Source organism: Mycobacterium colombiense, assembly GCF_001672755.1.
Taxonomy (GTDB): Bacteria; Actinomycetota; Actinomycetes; order Mycobacteriales; family Mycobacteriaceae; genus Mycobacterium; species Mycobacterium colombiense_C.
This window is the reverse complement of sequence record NZ_LZKI01000190.1, coordinates 1-16,207: the sequence shown is the minus strand read 5'-3', so window position 1 is coordinate 16,207 and position 16,207 is coordinate 1. Positions and strand designations below refer to the sequence as shown.

16 protein-coding genes are annotated in these 16,207 nt (G+C 69.3%); 4 read left to right on the top strand and 12 right to left on the bottom strand.

Translation table 11 applies throughout. The annotated features are described in order from the left end of the window. From recN to A5708_RS24565, 9 genes are all read right to left on the bottom strand, one after another. The coding region (gene recN, locus A5708_RS24605; RefSeq protein ID WP_065031112.1) for a DNA repair protein RecN at positions 1 to 1,621 on the bottom strand (1,621 nt) is incomplete at its 3' end. A gap of 25 nt (positions 1,622 to 1,646) precedes the next feature. Continuing rightward, entirely contained in the window at positions 1,647 to 2,576 is a 930-nt protein-coding gene (locus A5708_RS24600; RefSeq protein ID WP_081293080.1) for an NAD kinase, read from the bottom strand. Then, positions 2,573 to 3,382: a TlyA family RNA methyltransferase gene (locus A5708_RS24595; RefSeq protein ID WP_065031111.1), complete on the bottom strand. Its 810-nt coding sequence runs from the start codon at positions 3,380 to 3,382 to the stop codon at positions 2,573 to 2,575. The genes A5708_RS24600 and A5708_RS24595 overlap by 4 nt, the downstream gene beginning before the upstream one ends. Before the next feature lie 8 nt (positions 3,383 to 3,390). Beyond that, entirely contained in the window at positions 3,391 to 3,576 is a 186-nt protein-coding gene (locus A5708_RS24590) for a hypothetical protein (RefSeq protein ID WP_065031110.1), read from the bottom strand. A gap of 23 nt (positions 3,577 to 3,599) precedes the next feature. Then, positions 3,600 to 4,649 (bottom strand): HAD-IIA family hydrolase, encoded by a 1,050-nt coding sequence (locus tag A5708_RS24585; protein ID WP_065031109.1) that lies wholly within the window; start codon positions 4,647 to 4,649, stop codon positions 3,600 to 3,602. Beyond that, positions 4,649 to 5,443, bottom strand: a complete 795-nt coding sequence (locus tag A5708_RS24580; RefSeq protein ID WP_231118008.1) for a tetratricopeptide repeat protein — start codon at positions 5,441 to 5,443, stop codon at positions 4,649 to 4,651. The genes A5708_RS24585 and A5708_RS24580 overlap by 1 nt, the downstream gene beginning before the upstream one ends. A gap of 28 nt (positions 5,444 to 5,471) precedes the next feature. Continuing rightward, the gene (locus A5708_RS24575; RefSeq protein WP_196772735.1) at positions 5,472 to 5,834 is read right to left on the bottom strand and encodes a DUF732 domain-containing protein; all 363 of its coding nucleotides are present in this window, start codon (positions 5,832 to 5,834) and stop codon (positions 5,472 to 5,474) included. A gap of 108 nt (positions 5,835 to 5,942) precedes the next feature. Continuing rightward, a complete protein-coding gene (gene tyrS / locus A5708_RS24570; RefSeq protein ID WP_155766173.1) occupies positions 5,943 to 7,214 on the bottom strand; it encodes a tyrosine--tRNA ligase in 1,272 nt (423 codons plus the stop codon). Positions 7,215 to 7,247: 33 nt separating this feature from the next. Beyond that, positions 7,248 to 7,859: a DNA-3-methyladenine glycosylase gene (locus A5708_RS24565; RefSeq protein WP_196772736.1), complete on the bottom strand. Its 612-nt coding sequence runs from the start codon at positions 7,857 to 7,859 to the stop codon at positions 7,248 to 7,250. Between the two features lie 140 nt (positions 7,860 to 7,999). Between A5708_RS24565 and A5708_RS24560 the strand changes: the two genes are divergently transcribed. The 4 genes from A5708_RS24560 to A5708_RS24545 all read left to right on the top strand — a co-directional run bounded on the left by A5708_RS24560 (position 8,000) and on the right by A5708_RS24545 (position 11,575). After that, the gene (locus A5708_RS24560; RefSeq protein ID WP_065031107.1) at positions 8,000 to 9,277 is read left to right on the top strand and encodes an ammonium transporter; all 1,278 of its coding nucleotides are present in this window, start codon (positions 8,000 to 8,002) and stop codon (positions 9,275 to 9,277) included. 159 nt (positions 9,278 to 9,436) lie between these two features. Further along, positions 9,437 to 10,201, top strand: a complete 765-nt coding sequence (locus tag A5708_RS24555) for an ABC transporter ATP-binding protein (protein ID WP_065031114.1) — start codon at positions 9,437 to 9,439, stop codon at positions 10,199 to 10,201. After that, a complete protein-coding gene (locus A5708_RS24550) occupies positions 10,135 to 10,953 on the top strand; it encodes an ABC transporter permease (RefSeq protein ID WP_196772734.1) in 819 nt (272 codons plus the stop codon). Before A5708_RS24555 ends, A5708_RS24550 begins: the two co-directional genes overlap by 67 nt. A 1-nt stretch (position 10,954) precedes the next feature. Further along, on the top strand, positions 10,955 to 11,575 hold the full coding sequence (locus tag A5708_RS24545) for a TetR family transcriptional regulator (RefSeq protein ID WP_065031106.1): 621 nt from the start codon (positions 10,955 to 10,957) through the stop codon (positions 11,573 to 11,575). Here the strand turns inward: A5708_RS24545 and A5708_RS24540 are convergent. The 3 genes from A5708_RS24540 to A5708_RS24530 form a co-directional block, all read right to left on the bottom strand. Next, the gene (locus A5708_RS24540) at positions 11,541 to 11,756 is read right to left on the bottom strand and encodes a Trm112 family protein (RefSeq protein WP_064885509.1); all 216 of its coding nucleotides are present in this window, start codon (positions 11,754 to 11,756) and stop codon (positions 11,541 to 11,543) included. The genes A5708_RS24545 and A5708_RS24540 overlap by 35 nt on opposite strands. Then, on the bottom strand, positions 11,753 to 14,770 hold the full coding sequence (locus tag A5708_RS24535; RefSeq protein ID WP_155766172.1) for an acyl-CoA synthetase: 3,018 nt from the start codon (positions 14,768 to 14,770) through the stop codon (positions 11,753 to 11,755). Before A5708_RS24535 ends, A5708_RS24540 begins: the two co-directional genes overlap by 4 nt. Before the next feature lie 296 nt (positions 14,771 to 15,066). Beyond that, entirely contained in the window at positions 15,067 to 16,005 is a 939-nt protein-coding gene (locus A5708_RS24530; protein ID WP_065031104.1) for a hypothetical protein, read from the bottom strand. Positions 16,006 to 16,207: the final 202 nt, after the last annotated feature.

Below are 16,207 nucleotides of genomic sequence, written 5' to 3'. Positions count from 1 at the left end.
CCTTCGGCCCCGCGCCGTGCACCACCAGGTGCACGTCGGCGTACGCCGCGACCTGCGGCAGGTGCGTCACCACGATGACCTGGTGGGTGCGCGCCAACCGCGCCAGCCGCCGGCCGATCTGCACGGCCGCCCGGCCGCCCACCCCGGCGTCGACCTCGTCGAACACCATCGTGGTGCCCACTGTCTCTTTGCGCGAGGCGGCCAGCACCACTTCCAGCGCCAGCATCACCCGGGACAGCTCGCCACCGGAGGCGCTCTTGGCCAGCGGCAGCTGGTCCATCCCGCGGTGGGCGGCGAAGCCGAACTCCACCTGGTCGATGCCGTCGGCACCGGCGCGGGCCGGCTCGCCGGACGGAAGCGTGAGTGTCGCCGCGTCATCGGCGGCCGACGCGGTATCGACAGAGACGTCGATGCTGAACTGCGCGTCGGCCATCGCCAGCCCGGACAGCTCGGCGGTGACCTCCTTGGCGAGCCGCTTGGCGGCCTTGCGCCGGATGTTGCTGAGATCGACTGCGGCCTGGGCCAATTCACGCGCGAGCTCGTCGACCCGGGCCGCCAGGGACGCCAGCCCCTCCTCGGAGACGTCGAGTTGGGCCAACCGTTCCCGCGACTCCCGGGCCCAGGCGAGCACCCCGTCGATGTCGGCCGCGTACTTGCGGGTCAGCGTGCGCAGTTCGGCCTGCCGGGCCAGTTTGGATTCCAGCGCGCTGGCGTCGACCGGCAGCTCCTCCAGGAAGCCGGCCAGCTCACCGGCCGCGTCGACGACCACGGTCAGCACCTCGTCGAGCTGGGCGGCCAGCGCCACCAGCTTCGCGTCGTCCGTCGATTCCAGTGCGGCCCTTGCCTTTCCCAGGCTGTCGGTCGCGCAGAATCCGGAGCCGTCCGCCTCATCCGACGACAGGGCCGCACGGGCCCCGGCGGCGGCCTCGCGCAGGGTGTCCAGTTCGGAGAGCCGCAGGATCTCGGCGACCAGGGCGTCGTCCTCGCCGGGTTGCGGGTCCACGGCGTCGATCTCGTTGAGGGCGAAGTTCAGCCGGTCGGCCTCGAGCGCCAGCTCACGCATCCGGTTGCGGCGGTCGAGGAGGTCGCGCCGCGCCGACACCCAGGCGTCGCGCAGTTTGCAGTAGCGCTCCAGTGCGGGGCCGGCCTTGGCGAACCGGTCCAGCGCGCCGCACTGCTCCTCGGGCCGCATGAGCCGCAGCTGGTCGTTCTGCCCGTGCAGGGTCAGCAGCCCGGCGGTGAAGTCGCCCAGCGACTTGGCCGGCACGCTGCGGCCACCCAGGTAGGCGCGCGACGGTCCGTCGCGGCTGACCGAGCGCAGCGCGATCACGCTGCCGTCCTCGTCACGTTCGGCGCCCGACGCGTCCAGCATGTCGTCCAGCTTGACGTTCACGGCCTCGTCGAGATCGGTTGTGGTGAACCGGCCTTCGACGATCGCCCGGTCGGCCCCGGACCGCACCCGGGTGGCGTCCGCGCGGGCACCGCCGAGCAGGTGCAACCCGGTCACCACCATGGTCTTGCCGGTACCGGTCTCGCCTGTCAGCACGGTCAGGCCGCGGTCGAACTCCCCGATCGCGGCACTGATGGCACCGAGCGACTCGATGCGGATTTCGGTCAGCATTCAGTCAGCACCTGCGTCGGAGTCGTCAGTTCCCGCGCCACCCGGTCACCGGCAACCGGAATTTGCGCACCAGCCGGTCGGTGAACGGGGCGCTGTCCAGCCGGGCCCACTTCACCGGTGTGTCGCAACGTTTTACCTCCAGCCGGCTGCCGGCCGGGATCAACATTTCGCGCCGGCCGTCGCAGAACACCAGGGCGTCGTGCCCGTCGGCCTCGATCTCGATCGCGATGGTTGCGTCCGGGCTGGTAACCATGGGGCGGCCGAACAGCGCGTGAGCGTTGTTGGGTACCACCAGGATTGCCTCGAGGTCCGGCCACAGCACGGGGCCGCCGGCGGAGAACGCGTAGGCGGTGGACCCGGTGGGTGTGGACACCAGCACGCCGTCGCAGCCGAACGCCGACACCGGGCGCCCGTCGATTTCGAGCACCACCCCGAGCACGCCCAGCCGGGGACCTTTTTCCAGGCTGACTTCGTTGAGCGCCCACCCGTGCACGGAAACGTCGCCGCCGTGACGCACGATCACGTCGAGCGTCAACCGGTTCTCCACTCGGTAATCTTGTGCGACAACATGTTCCAGCACCCGATCGATGGCTTCGGCCTCGGCCTCGGCCATGAATCCGATGCGGCCCAGGTTGACGCCGAGCACCGGGATGTTGGCGTTACGGGCCAGTTCGGCGGCCCGCAGGAACGTGCCGTCGCCGCCCAGCGCCAGCACCAGTTCGCAGCCATCGGCGGCCTGCGGGTCGGCGTTGACCACCTCGATCTCGATACCCAGGGCACGCATGTCATCGGGGGCCAGGTGCATCGGTCCCTTGTCGACGGCCTCGGCGGACAGCACCCGAAGCTCGATTCCGTTGTCGCCCAGCACTTTCTGCACGCGCCGCGCGGTCTCGGCGGCCTCGTCTCGGCCGGTGTGGGCCACCATCAGCACGGTGCGCGGCGCGTGTGCGTTCACTGTGGCCCGCTTTCCACCGCGCACCGCACCGCGTTCACCAGCTCGTCGCCGGCCAGCGGCCGATCGGTCTGGGCGCGCAGCCGCAGGAAATACTCGACATTGCCCGACGGACCCGGCAGCGGGCTGGCGGTGACGCCGACCGTGTGCCAGCCGAGCTCGCCCGCACGGCCGGCGACCGTCAGTACCGCGTCGGCGCGCAGGCCCGGGTCGTGCACCACACCCCCGGCACCGACCAGGCCCTTGCCCACCTCAAACTGCGGCTTCACCATGGGAACGATATCCGCGTCGGGTGCGGCACATCCAGCCAGCGCCGGCAACACCGTGGACAGCGAAATGAACGACAGGTCAGCGACCACGAGGTCGGCGCGTCCGCCGATCGCGTCGGGCGCCAGGTCGCGAACGTTCGTCCGCTCGACGACGACCACCCGAGCATCACTGCGCAGCGACCACGCCAGCTGGCCGTATCCCACGTCGACGGCGACCACCTCGGTGGCGCCGCGGTCCAGCAGGACTTCGGTGAAGCCACCCGTCGACGCGCCGGCGTCCAGGCAGCGGCGGCCCGCGACGGAAATCTCAAAGGCGTCCAGCGCCCCGATGAGCTTGTGCGCTCCGCGCGAGACCCAGCCGCGTTCGCCGTCCTCGGCGACGGTCAGGGCGGCGGTGACGGCTACGGCGGTGCCCGGCTTGCGCGCCGGCATCCCGTCGATGCTCACCTTCCCCGCGCCGATCAACTCGGCGGCCTGCTGACGGGACCGGGCCAGGCCGCGCCGGACCAGCTCGGCGTCAACGCGGGCGCGTCGCGACATCCGCGCACTCAGCCCTTCTCCGCCGACTCCAGCGCGGCCAGCAGCACGTCGTGCGCTTCGGAAAGGCGGCGCGCTATCTCTTCGAGCTCGTCGAGCGACGGCACCTTCTCGGGGTCTTCGGTGTCCCCAGGCTGGGGAAGCCGGGCGAGCAGGGCGTCGATTTCAGCGCGAATCTCATCGGGATCGATAGTCATCGCGTTACTACGCTAGTCACCCGTCAGTCGGTTCGCACCAAAGACCAGCGTTGCAGCGCGGCGCGCGCCCCGTCGTCGGCGGCCTCGATCCGCAGCGCCTCGGAGTCCGCGTCCGAGTCCGCGTCGGAGCCCGCCGCGCCGTACACCGCGGCCGCGACCGCCCTGACTATCGACAGGCCGTCCCCGCCGTCCGACCCGTCGCCGCTGACGGTGATCGTCGTGTCCGCGACCTCGACCCGCCAGCCCGGCTGCGGCCCGACCGCGAGCGACTCGCCGTCGGTGTGCAGCGAGCGCAGGTCGCGGCCGATATAGGTGGGGCGCTGGGCGGGCTTGGCGTACACCGCGTCCCGCGCGGAATTGACCCCGGTGAGCACCATCAGGCTGGGCAGCTCGGCTGCGTTGGCGCCCTCGATGTCGGTGTCGAGCCGGTCCCCGATCACCAGCGGGGCGTGAAAGTCGCCGCGGGCCGCGGCATCCCGCAGCAGCCCCGGCGCCGGCTTGCCCGCGACCTGAGGCTCGCCGCCGGTGGCCGCCCGCAGTGCGGCCACGAACGATCCGTTGCCGGGCAGCAGTCCGCGCTCGGTGGGCAGGGTCAGGTCGACGTTGGACGCAACCCACAGCGCGCCGGCCCGGATGGCCAGCGCCGCCTCGGCCAGCTCCCGCCACCCGATGGTCTGGGACAGACCCTGCACGACGGCGGCCGGGTCGTCGTCGTAGCTGCGCACCGCGCGCAGTCCGACGGCCGTGATTTCGTTGGCCAGGGCCTCGGTGCCCACGATCAGCACCGGCGAGCCGGGCGGCAACTGGTCGGCCAGCAGCCGCGCCGCGCTTTGCGCGCTGGTGGCGACGTCGTCGGCGACGGCGGTGAAGCCCAGGTCGGTCAGGTGCGCGGCGACCTCGTCGGCGCTGCGCGACGCGTTGTTGGTGACGAAGTACGCGCGGCTACGCACCTCGGCCAGCGCCTGCACCGCGCCCTCGGTGGGCCGGCGGCCGCGAAACATCGTGCCGTCCAGATCGATCAGCAGGCAGTCATATTGCTGCGCAAGGGTTTTGGTGTGATTCGGCTCGGTCATCAGCCGAGTTCACTGACCCGGTCTTCGGCATCGGTGACGCCGTCGACGTCCGCGGCCGCGGAGTGCAGGAACCATTGCAGCGCCTCGTCCCCACGGCCGAGCGCCAGCAGCGTGTCCGCGTAGGCGTAGAACAACCGCGCCGCCGTCGTGCCGGTGCGGGTCGGATCCAGCTGCGGTGTGGACAGCACGGTGAGCGCCTGTTCCAGCTGGCCCAGGTCCGCGCGCGCCCCGGCCGCGACGATGCGCAGCTCATCGGCGTCGTCCCCGCTGAGCTCGGCGGCCTCCGGTCCGCGCGCGAGTTCGATCGCCCGCTCCGGGCGGCCGAGTCCGCGTTCGCAATCGGCGATCAGGGCCAGCAGCGAGGACTTGCTGCCCATCCTGCGGGCCGCGCGCAACTCCGCGAGCGCCTGCGCCCAGTCGCCGCAGTGGTAGGCCGCGATGCCGACCGCTTCCCGGATGGTGGCGATCCGGCTGGACCGGGCGCGCGCCGCCCGGGCGTGCCGCAGAGCGGCCTCGGGGTCCTCGTCGAGCAGTTCGCCCGCGGCCACCAGGTGGCGCGCCACCGCGTCGGCGGTGGCGCGGTCCAGGGTGCTCAGTTCGCGGCGGATGTCGGGTGCCAGCTGCTTGGCTTCCACACCGGGCGGTATCGGCGGCCCGTCGTGCGGCGCGCGATCGGCCTGGGCATCCCGGCGTGCGCCGGCCTGCGGCTGGGCCGGGCGCGCACGGCCCGGACCCGACCAGCCGTTGGATGCCGGCCGCCCCCGCCGTTCGCCGCGCTGCCTGTCGTCGACCACGCAGCCGAGAATACGGGCAACCCCGCGCCTAGCTTTGCAGCCGGTTGCCCAGCAGCGGCGCGATCACCGCCGGACAGTAGGTCGCGATCGCGACGATGGTGAACTTGCCCGCCATCTCGTATGACAATCCGTTGCCCTCGGCCATCTTGGAGGTCACGTCGTCGAACGACCCGCCGGGCTCGAACAGCATCGGGCACACCGACTGTCCCATCGCCGTGGTGGTGGCCGGTTGGCTGTAGGTGATCCCGGCGTTCGTCAGCGCCGACAGGAAGGCGTTGCCCAGCATGTCGGCGCGGATGGGCGCCGACAGGACCGCGGCCAGCGACACCAGGCCGGTGATCACCCCCAGAATCGGCAGGACGGTCGACCGCACACGCGTCGCAAAAATCACCGTGACAACAGTGGTCGCCGAGGGTCACGTCAATGACACGGTGAGGTAAAGATCTGTGCACGCACGCGTTTTGCGCACGTCGTTCCGGCGCCGAACGGGCTAGCCGGGCTAGACCTTCTCGACCCCGGCGACGGTGCGTTTGCCGCGGCGCAGCACCAGCCATTTGCCGTGCAGGAAGTCGGACGGTTGCGGCGCCCACTCCTCGCTGTCGACGCGGACGTTGTTGACCGAGACGCCGCCCTCGCCGACGGTGCGCCGCGCGGCCTTCTTGCTCTCGGACAGGCCGCTGGCCACCAGCAGGTCGACGATCCCGTCGGGGCCACCGGGTTTGAGCTCGGCGACCGATGTCTCGCGCAGCGCCGCTGCCAGCGTGGCCTCGTCCAGGCGGTCCAGCTCGCCCTGCCCGAACAAGGCCCGGCTGGCGTGCTCGACGGCCTCGGTGGCCGCCTCCCCGTGCACCAGCACGGTCAGTTCGCGCGCCAGCCGCCGCTGGGCGGCGCGCTGCTGGGGCCGCTCGGCCGTCGCCCGCTCCAGCTCGGCGAGCTCGTCGGCGGTCAAGAAGGTGAACCAGCGCAGGTACCGGACCACGTCGGCGTCGGCGGTGTTGAAGAAGTACTGGTACCAGGCATACGGCGTGGTCAGCTCGGGGTCCAGCCACAGGCTGCCGCCGCCGGTGGACTTGCCGAACTTGGTGCCGTCGGCGGCGGTCACCAGCGGCACGGTCAGCGCGTGCACCGACGCGCCGAGCTGCTGGCGCACCAGCCGGACGCCGGCGACGATGTTGCCCCACTGATCGGAGCCGCCGATCTGCAGCGTGCAGCCGTAGCGCCGGTGCAGCTCGACGTAGTCGTTGGCCTGCAACAGCATGTAGCTGAACTCGGTGTAGGAGATGCCGTCGCCCTCGAGGCGCCGCCGGACGGTGTCGCGGTCCAGCATCACGTTGACCGAGAAGTGCTTGCCGAGGTCGCGAAGGAATTCGATCGCCGACAGCGGGCGGGTCCAGTCCAGGTTGTTGACAACGACGGCGCCGGTGGGTGATTCGTCGAAATCGACGAAGCGCCGCAGCTGCCCGCCGATCCGCTCGGTCCACTCGGCGACGGTGTCCGCCTCGTTGAGCGTGCGCTCGCCGACGTCGCGCGGGTCGCCGATCATGCCGGTGGCCCCGCCGGCGAGCACGATCGGGCGATGGCCGGCGCGCTGGAACCGGCGCAGCGCAAGCAGCGGCACCAGGTGTCCGGCGTGCAGGCTGGGCGCGGTGGGGTCGAAGCCGGCGTACACCGTCATCGGCCCGCGCTGCGCCTCGGCGGTCAGCGCATCGAGGTCGGTGGACTGCGCGATCAGTCCGCGCCAGCCCAGCTCGTCGATGATCATGTCGCCCATGATCCAAGATCCTTCCACCCGAAATCGGTTCGGCTAGTCGCTGTCGCCCGGCGCGGCGGCGCGAGGGCTGCGCCGGTACGCCGAGACCTCCGGGCGGCCGGGCAGCCACAACCGCCACGGCCGGTCGGCGGCCTGGCTGACGCCGACCCGGGGGCCGGCCGTCGCGGTCAGCGGTTCGTGCAGTTCCAGCGTCACCGGGCTGTCACCAGCGAACAGGTCAATGCCGTTGTCCTCCATGGTGATTCCCATGGCCGAGCACAGGTTGCCCGGGCCGCGCGCCAGGGCGGCGGTGTGCACCAACTCGCCGCGGCGGGCGCGCGCGACGTCGGTGCCGTCCTCGATGGCGGCGGCGCGCAGCAAGACCGCGGCGGCGGTGCCGTCGGGTCCGCACGAGACGTTGGCGCAGACGTGGATGCCGTGGCTGCGGTAGGTGTAAAGCCGCCCCGGGGGCCCGAACATCACGAAATTGCGGGCGCGCAGGCCCTTGTACGAGTGCGCGGCGGCGTCCGGCCAGGGACCGTCGGGCACTCCCCCGTAGGCCTCGACCTCGACGACGATCCCGCTCACACCACGCGCGGTGAGGGTGGCGCCCAGTAACCGGCGCGCGGCCTCGACCGGGTCGACTAACAGCTGGGCCGCAGCCACGCCTTCGCGAAATCGTCCTCGAGCCTCGACCACATCAGATCCTGAATCCTCTTTTCTTCAACCCAACGAACCTACCGGCAGGCCGAACATGGCAGTATCCCGGTGTCCCGTGACCTCAGGGCCGCGAGAAGGAGCCCCTCATGCATGCGATCGATCCCGCCGCCACCGCGTGGCTGCTGGCCAGCACCGCACTGGTCCTGCTGATGACCCCCGGCCTGGCGATCTTCTACGGCGGCATGGTCCGCACCACCGGTGTGCTCAACATGATCATGATGAGCTTCATCTCCATCCCGCTGGTGACGGTGTCCTGGCTGCTGGTCGGCTACACCATCGCGTTCTCCGCGGGTGGGGGCAGCGGGCTCGTCGGCAGCCTCCGGCATTTCGGCATGCTGGGCATCACCCCCGATACCGCCCACGGCACGGTCCCCGAACTGCTGTTCGCCACGTTCCAGTTGACGTTCGCGATCATCACGGCCGCCCTGGTCAGCGGCGCGATCGCCGACCGCGCCAAGTTCGCCGCCTGGATGGTCTTCGTCCCGGTGTGGACGATCGCGGTGTATTCGATTGTCGCGCACTGGGTCTGGGGGCCGGATGGCTGGCTGGCCAAGCTGGGCGTCCTCGACTATGCCGGCGGGCTCGTGGTCGAGATCGTCTCCGGGTCTTCCGCCCTGGCGCTGGCGCTGGTGCTCGGGCCGCGCATCGGCTTCAAGAAGGACGCGATGCGGCCGCACAATCTGCCGCTGCTGTTCGTCGGTGTCGGGCTGCTGTGGTTCGGCTGGTTCGGGTTCAACGCCGGTTCCGCGTTGGCCGCCAACGGAACTGCCGCGGCCATCTTCCTCAACACGTTGGTCGCCGGGTGCCTGGGCATGCTCGGCTGGCTGTCGGTCGAGCAGATCCGCGACGGCCGGCCCACCACGTTCGGTGCGGCATCGGGCGTGGTCGCCGGCCTGGTCGCCATCACCCCGTCCTGCGGGACGGTCAACACGCTCGGCGCGACGGTCGTCGGGCTGGCGGCGGGCGTCGTGTGCGCGTTCGCGGTGGGCGCGAAACTTCGCTTCAACTATGACGATTCGCTCGACGTGGTGGGCGTGCACTTCGTCGGCGGCGTGGTCGGGGTGTCGCTGATCGGCCTGTTCGCCACCGCGGTGATGACGGCGGGCCCGCGAGGTCTGTTCTACGGGGGCGGCTTCGGCCAGCTGGGCAAGCAGGCGCTGGCGATCGCGGTCGTCGCGCTCTACGCGTTCGCCATGACGTTCGTGCTGGGCAAGGTCATCGACCGGCTGATGGGTTTCCGGGTCAGCGCCGAAGACGAGACCACCGGTGTCGACCTCACCCAGCACGCCGAGACCGCCTACGCCGAAGGCGTGCACGGACATCTGCCGCAGCGCCGCCCCGCCACCGGCGAACGCTTCAACTAGCTCACCGGCACCGCCCGCCCACGCCGCGTTGCGACCACGCGGCGATTCCGCAATGCGCTGGCGCCGGCGCTAGCGATTTCTCACGTCACCACATCGGTGACTGCGTGGCTCTCAATGTCGACCTTGACAACGCCGCGCGACGGGACGATTATTCATCGCATGATGAGTTCATCCCATGATGAATTAATTGCCGGCCCCCCGGTCTCGGCGGTACACATCGATCACCTGCGCGTCGTCCGCGGCAAACGCCCAGCTCTGCACGACTTCTCCGTGCAGATCGCCACGGGCAGCATCACCGGCCTGCTCGGGCCGTCCGGCTGCGGCAAGACCACACTGATCCGCTGCATCGTCGGCACCCAGATCGTCTCGAAGGGCACCGTCACCGTTCTCGGCAAGGAGGCCGGCAGCGCCGAACTGCGCCACCGGATCGGGTACCTCCCGCAGGACCCGACCATCTACAACGACCTGCGGATCGTGGACAACGTCCGCTATTTCGCGGCGCTGTACGGGTTCGACGGCCAGGCCGCCGACGCCGCCATCGACCGTGTCGGGCTGACCGATCACCGAACCGCCCTGTGCGGCAACCTTTCCGGCGGCCAGCGCACCCGGGTATCGCTGGCGTGCGCGCTGGTCTGCCAGCCCGACCTGCTGGTGCTCGACGAGCCCACCGTGGGCCTGGACCCGGTGCTGCGCGCGGACCTCTGGGAGCAGTTCGCCGAGCTGGCCCGCACCGGGACCACGCTGCTGGTCTCCAGCCACGTGATGGACGAAGCCGACCACTGCGGCGACCTGCTGCTGATGCGCGACGGCCGGTTGGTCGCCCACACCACCCCGTCCCAACTGAGAGAGGACACCGGATGCACGTCACTGGAGGACGCGTTTCTGTCCATCATCAAGCGCAGCACCATGCGCGAAGCGGGCTGAGCCTGCGCGGCTACACCGCCACCACGGCGCGGATCCTGCGCCAGTTGGTCGCCGATCACCGCAGCGTCGCGATGATCCTGTTCGTGCCGGTTCTGGTGATCAGCCTGATGTATTTCATGTTCCAGAACGCCCCGCACCGCCCCGGCGGCCCGACCCCGTTCAACAACGCCTGCCTGATTCTGCTCGGCCTGTTCCCGCTGTTCGTGATGTTCATCATCACGGCGATCACCATGCAGCGCGAGCGGGCCTCGGGGACGCTGGAGCGAATTCTGACCACTCCCCTGCGCCGGCTCGACCTGCTGATCGCGTACGGCACCGCCTTCTCCATCGCCGCCGCGGCGCAAGCGACGCTGGCGTGCATCGTGTCGTTCTGGTTCCTCGGCTTCGACACGGCGGGCGCCTGGTATTGGGTGTTCGTGATCGCGATCGTCAACGCGGTGCTGGGCGTCGGCCTCGGCCTGCTGTGTAGCGCGTTCGCCCGCACCGAATTTCAGGCCGTCCAGTTCATCCCGCTGGTGATGGTGCCGCAGCTACTGCTGGCCGGCATCATCGTGCCGCGGGCGCTGATGCCACACTGGCTGCAATGGATCAGCAATGTGCTGCCGGCCAGCTACGCGCTGGAGGCGTTGCAGCAGGTGGGTTCGCACCCGGAACTGACGTCCATCGCGGTGCGCGACATCGTCGTGGTGCTCGGCTTCGCCCTGGCGGCGTTGTGCCTGGCCGCTGCCACGCTGCGGCGGCGGACGCCATAGCATGACGGCCGCCAGCGCCGGGCGGCGGCGGGGGCGACCGGCCGGCAACTCCGGCACCCGCGAACGCATCCTCGATAACGCCCGGGAACTGTTCGCGCGCAATGGGATTCGCAACACTTCGATCCGCGCAGTGGCCGCGGCGGCCGGGGTGGATTCGGCGTTGGTGCATCACTACTTCGGCACGAAGGAAAAGCTGTTCGCGGCGGCCGTGCACATCCCGATCGATCCGATGGACATCATCGGCCAGTTGCGCGAGATGCCGGTTGACGATCTCGGCTATCGCATCCCGTCAATGTTGTTGCCGCTGTGGGATTCCGAGATCGGTGCGGCGTTCATCGCCACGCTGCGGTCCATCCTGGCCGGCGAGGAGATCAACCTGTTCCGCACGTTCATCGAGGACGTGATCACCGCGGAAATCGGCCCACGCGTGGACAATCCGCCGGGAAGCGGCACCACCCGCGTCCAGTTCGTCGCGTCCCAGCTGGTGGGCGTGGTGATGGCGCGCTACATCCTGCGACTGGAGCCGTTCGCGTCGCTGCCGCCCGAGCAGATCGCGCAGACGATCGCGCCGAACCTGCAGCGCTACCTCACCGGGGATCTGCCGGACGGCCTTGTGCCATGAGCCGGGCGTGCTCGTCGTCGTCGACGTCGCGGGCCTCGTCGATGAGCAGCACCGGGATGCCGTCCTCGATGCGGTAGGCGCGCCGCAGCCGCGGGTTGTAGAGCAGTTCGGATCCCACCAGCACCAGCGGGCCACGGTCGTCCGGGCACACCAGGATGCTCAGCAGCGCATCGTCGATCATGACTGCGCTCCGGTGAGTTCGGAACGGACCCCACTGGTCAGGCGGCGGTACTGGTTGGTGTCGGCGTCGAAGTACCAGACGTGGCGCCCGGCCTTCGGAATCCCCGCCGCCCGCAGGGCACTGACCGTGGGCCGGAACGTGGCGCTGAGGTTCATCTCCGGCACCACGCACACGATGTCGGGTCCCAGGCCGATCGGAATCTTGGCGAAGGCCTCGGTCAGGTCGGCCGCGGTGATCGAGGCGCCCGGCAACAGCGTCACCGCCGACGCCGCCACCTCGTGGTCCCCCACCGGCACGTTGTAGGTCACCGCGAGGTCAACGCCGTTGATGCAACCCAGCGCATCGGTGACGGGCTCGGCGAAGACCAGGCCGCGCGCGGTGCGCACCACCGAGCCGCGCCGGCCCGCCAGCCAGAAGTCGCCGTCATCGTCGCGGTAGAACAGGTACTCGGTCGAGATCCAGGTGTCGCCGGCGGCGAACACGCCGCGCTTGACCGAGGCGCTCGGATCGATCGGGCCGTTGGACGCGGCGAGCAGCACCCCGACCTGCTTGGGTTCGGCGATCTGCACGAAGCCACGCTCGTTCTCCAGGATCAGGTCGTGCTCGGCGTCGTAGGCGCCCAGCTCGATCCGTCCCGCGCCCGGCAGCGGGCGGCCCTTGCTGCCGACCTTGGCGCCGGACACGTTGGCCAGCACCGCCTGCCCGTCGGTGGTGGCGAAGAACTCGACGACGTGGGCGGGCGCGAACGCCTCGACGACGCGCCCCCACAGGCCGGTCGGCATGCCGGAACCGATGAACAGCCGCACCGGATGGTTGCCCTGCAGCACGAACGCGGGGTCGTCGACGATCTCGCGGAGCATGGCCCAGGTGTAGGACACCACGGTGACGCCGTACTGGCGCACCTCCTGCACGAATCGGGTCGGGTCCAGGCCGCGCGACAGCGCGATGCGGGTGCCGCCGACCACGGCGCCGCCCAGGCTGACCAGCAGCGCAGACTCGTGGTGCAGCGGCGTCAGGCAGTAGACGGTGTCGCGGCGGTCCAGGGCGGCCGTCGAGGCGGTACCGAATGCCGAGACGGCCCAGCGGTAGTTGGTGATCTGCCTGGCCACCAGCTCGCCGCCGGCCGCGCTGAATGCGATGAACGCCAGGTCCCGGGCCAGTCCCGGGTTGGGGCGGTACCAGCCGGGCAACTCGACGGCGTCCGGGTCGATCTGTTCCATGTCGATGACGTCGGAATCCTCGGGCAGGTGCAGATCCCGCGACTCCCCGCCGCCGAGCACCAGCACCTGCCGCAGCCCCTGACGGTCGGACCGCAGCACCGCCTCGAGGTTGGGGGGATCGGTGAGCAGCTCGGTGACTCCCCCGAGCCGCACCGAGGCGGCCAGGTCGGCGTCGGGCCGCATCACCACCGCGATGGCACCGAGCCGGGACAGCGCGGCGATGGCCACCAGCGCGCTGGGCCGGGTCTCCATCAGCACGCCGACCCGGTCGCCCTGCCGCACCCCGACGGCGATCAAACCGCGAACGACGTTGTTGACGCGCCGGTTGACCGCGTCGTAGGTGTGCACCCGGCCGTCGAACAACAGGAATTCGCCCTGCGGCGCGTCGTGGGCCTGCTCTTCGATGATGCGGCCCAGCGAGATCCGGGTGTGGTCGTTGATCTGGCCCAGGCGGACCAGGCGTGGCAGCGTGCGGGCCGTCTCGACGGCCAGGGTTCGCACGGACTTGTTGGCGGCGACGACGGTGTTGGCGGCGCCGCGCACCAGTCCCACCGCCGCCTCGGAGGCCTCCCCGAGGCCGTGCGCGAGCCGGGAGCTCAACGCCACCCCGCTGTCGGTGTGCTCGTCGGGCTGGTCGGCCATCAGGTCGATGCTGTCCGGTTTGCCACCCCCGGTGGACAGCCACTTCACCCATTCGGCGACGGTCGGCCAGCTCTGTTGCGCCGCCTTGGATCCGACGACCAAACCGAAATGCCCTGTGCGGATGGTGGATTCGTAGACTTCCGCGTCCGGTGCGGCGCGCCGGATGCCGCGCACGGAGGCCGGCTGCCCGATGTCGTCGACCTCGCCGACGAAGGCGAGCACCGGGCAGGTGATGTCGGTGAGGGTGACCATCTGACCGTTGACGGCGAACCCGCCGGTCATCATCCGGTTGTGGGCGATGAACTGCTTGAGCAGTTCGGAGATCGCGGGGCCCGACCACGCGATCCAGCCCTCGCGTTCGAGGAACCGGCGCTGCTGCTCGCGTGGAAGGAGCGCCTCGCGGTCGTGCAGCTGGCGCACGAAGTCGACGCGCGCCTTAGCGGTCTTGAGCGGGTCGAGCATCTGAAAGCCGGTGCGCGCCATCCAGCTCGGGATGGCCAGCCGGCTGAAGACGTGGTCGGCCATGAAGTTCGCGGCGGGCGCGGCGAAGTTTGCGGGGATGCCCATCGGCAGGGCGGCCAGGGTGTCCACCGGTGAGCCGAAGGTGACGATGCTGGCCAGGCTCTTCGAGCGCCGGTAGGCCGCTACCTGGTAGCACCACATGCCGCCCTGCGAGTAGCCGACCAGATGGATGTCGCTGCCCGTGGCGTCCCGGACCGTATCGATGGCCTGGCTGAGCGCGACGATGTGGTCGGCCAGGGTACGACGCATGCCGCCCTCGACCTTGTCGGGTTCGCCGAAGTCGATGACCCAGGGGTCAAGCCCGTGGGCGTGCAGGATTCCCACCGCGCCTTCGTCGCGCGTGACGTCCCACATGTCCGCCGACATCATCATCGGGTGCACCATCAGCACCGGCGGCCCGACGGGCGATGGGCCGCGCCGGCTGTCCGGCGGGAAATACCGCCGCAGCTTGTACATCGGCACGCTCTCGACGGTCTGGGACGGCGACGGCACGGTACCGGTTTCCAAGCCCCCCAGCCGCAAGACCTCCAGCCCGTTCTGCGCGGTGGCGATCAGCCGCTCGACCGGTCGTGTGACCATCGAAAAATTGAGATCCACTGCTGCTCCCCTGAGTCTTGACAGCTTGGACATCATGGCACATCAGGGCAGCTAGAAGGGCGGTGGTTCCCCCAGCGCAACGTTCTTCATGGTTCCGATCCAGCGACGCCGTTGATCAACGGCCCTACGCTCGCAACCGCAGCTCGGCGAGACGTGAGAATCAGCCCTGGACCCCGTTCGAACCGTGGCGGATCATCGCCGTCGTCGGCAGGTAACGCGGGGCCGAAGTGGGCGGCATCGCGCTCTCGCCGATGAACACCCCACCTACCACCGCCGCAGGCCGGTTTGCGTTGGCGCCGGAACGGCCATGCGTCCGCGACCGGCCCGCACTACAGAAACGGCCAAAATTTCCCCCCACCGTTTTTCCCCCCACGATTTCGCCATGCTTCAGCCAGCTCGGATAACGCTTCCCCGAGCGTTGAGACATACTTCGTCTGATTCCGGGTAGCTGGGGCGAGAAGTTCCGTGCGGTCAGCCGTATTCCACAGCTCGAAAGTTTGAACCACCCAGTATGCGGCGAACTCGAGGATCAGCACCGCTTCGACCACAAGCCCCCAAACTGTTTGCGCCCAACGGGGTTGTGCGAGATGCAGGAAGACGACAAAAATTAACGTCACCAGCATTAAAATGGCAATTCCCCAGTACCACCGCTGATAACCGCGCAGATGCGGTGACTTCGATACGTCCTCTCGCCCGACGATGTATGCGGTGCAGAACGCGGTGGCGATGAAAGCCGAGAGCATCAACACCCCGGCCGCGCCGTGTGCCAAGGTCTTGAACGTGCCCGGAAAGAAAAACAGGGTAATAAGGCCGACCGCGATAATCGGCCAGAAAACAAACCGCGACAAAACCATGCTCACCGCGGTTCGTGGATACGCGGTTTGGCCGCGCCAGCGTTGCACCAGCCACATCGCGATCCAGCCCAGACCCAGTGCGACGACGACCGCCTTGACATTGAGCAGCATGGCGGGCTCGACTGTGTATTCCTTCGGCAGATCGGCTTCGGGCCAGCACAGCGGATGGGGTCGAGGCGTTTGCGGCGCCATCGCGGCAATGAATGTGCACAGCCCGGCCAAAGTCAACAAGACATCTTCGGTGTCGCTGCTGCCCTTGTAGACGATGAATAGCGTGCCGAGTGCCATGAGCGCGGCGGTGAGGATGTTGTGCGCAGAGGTGTAATAGTAAGAGCTGATGGCCGTTTGCCAGCAGATCGCCGGTAATCTTTCCATGACCACGGCCGCCGCGAGCATCACCAGTATTACGACCATGCCGACGCGTAAGTCACGGTATATAACAAGCGTGATGGGAGTCCGGGGCGGGCTGGGATTAGTCATGTTCGGTACCTGTGTTTGGACAATGTCGGGTGATATGGCTGACTGCACAGGATTTTAAGGACATTAGTCCCACAATGTGGCGGCTATGCGCTTCCGATTTGAAGTCGCGCCGCAGCGCCGTTTCGAGGAGGTTTCT

What these genes read in the sequence shown, in the direction of transcription:
- A5708_RS24545 (WP_065031106.1), top strand. Translation starts at nt 10,955, where the DNA reads ATGACGGCCGCCAGCGCCGGGCGGCGGCGGGGGCGACCGGCCGGCAAC.
- A5708_RS24535 (WP_155766172.1), bottom strand. Translation starts at nt 14,770, where the DNA reads ATGTCCAAGCTGTCAAGACTCAGGGGAGCAGCAGTGGATCTCAATTTT.
- tyrS (WP_155766173.1), bottom strand. Translation starts at nt 7,214, where the DNA reads ATGGGCGACATGATCATCGACGAGCTGGGCTGGCGCGGACTGATCGCG.
- A5708_RS24560 (WP_065031107.1), top strand. Translation starts at nt 8,000, where the DNA reads ATGCATGCGATCGATCCCGCCGCCACCGCGTGGCTGCTGGCCAGCACC.
- A5708_RS24550 (WP_196772734.1), top strand. Translation starts at nt 10,135, where the DNA reads ATGCACGTCACTGGAGGACGCGTTTCTGTCCATCATCAAGCGCAGCAC.
- A5708_RS24555 (WP_065031114.1), top strand. Translation starts at nt 9,437, where the DNA reads ATGATGAGTTCATCCCATGATGAATTAATTGCCGGCCCCCCGGTCTCG.
- A5708_RS24540 (WP_064885509.1), bottom strand. Translation starts at nt 11,756, where the DNA reads ATGATCGACGATGCGCTGCTGAGCATCCTGGTGTGCCCGGACGACCGT.
- A5708_RS24530 (WP_065031104.1), bottom strand. Translation starts at nt 16,005, where the DNA reads ATGGTCGTAATACTGGTGATGCTCGCGGCGGCCGTGGTCATGGAAAGA.
- A5708_RS24585 (WP_065031109.1), bottom strand. Translation starts at nt 4,649, where the DNA reads ATGACCGAGCCGAATCACACCAAAACCCTTGCGCAGCAATATGACTGC.
- A5708_RS24595 (WP_065031111.1), bottom strand. Translation starts at nt 3,382, where the DNA reads ATGTCGCGACGCGCCCGCGTTGACGCCGAGCTGGTCCGGCGCGGCCTG.
- A5708_RS24590 (WP_065031110.1), bottom strand. Translation starts at nt 3,576, where the DNA reads ATGACTATCGATCCCGATGAGATTCGCGCTGAAATCGACGCCCTGCTC.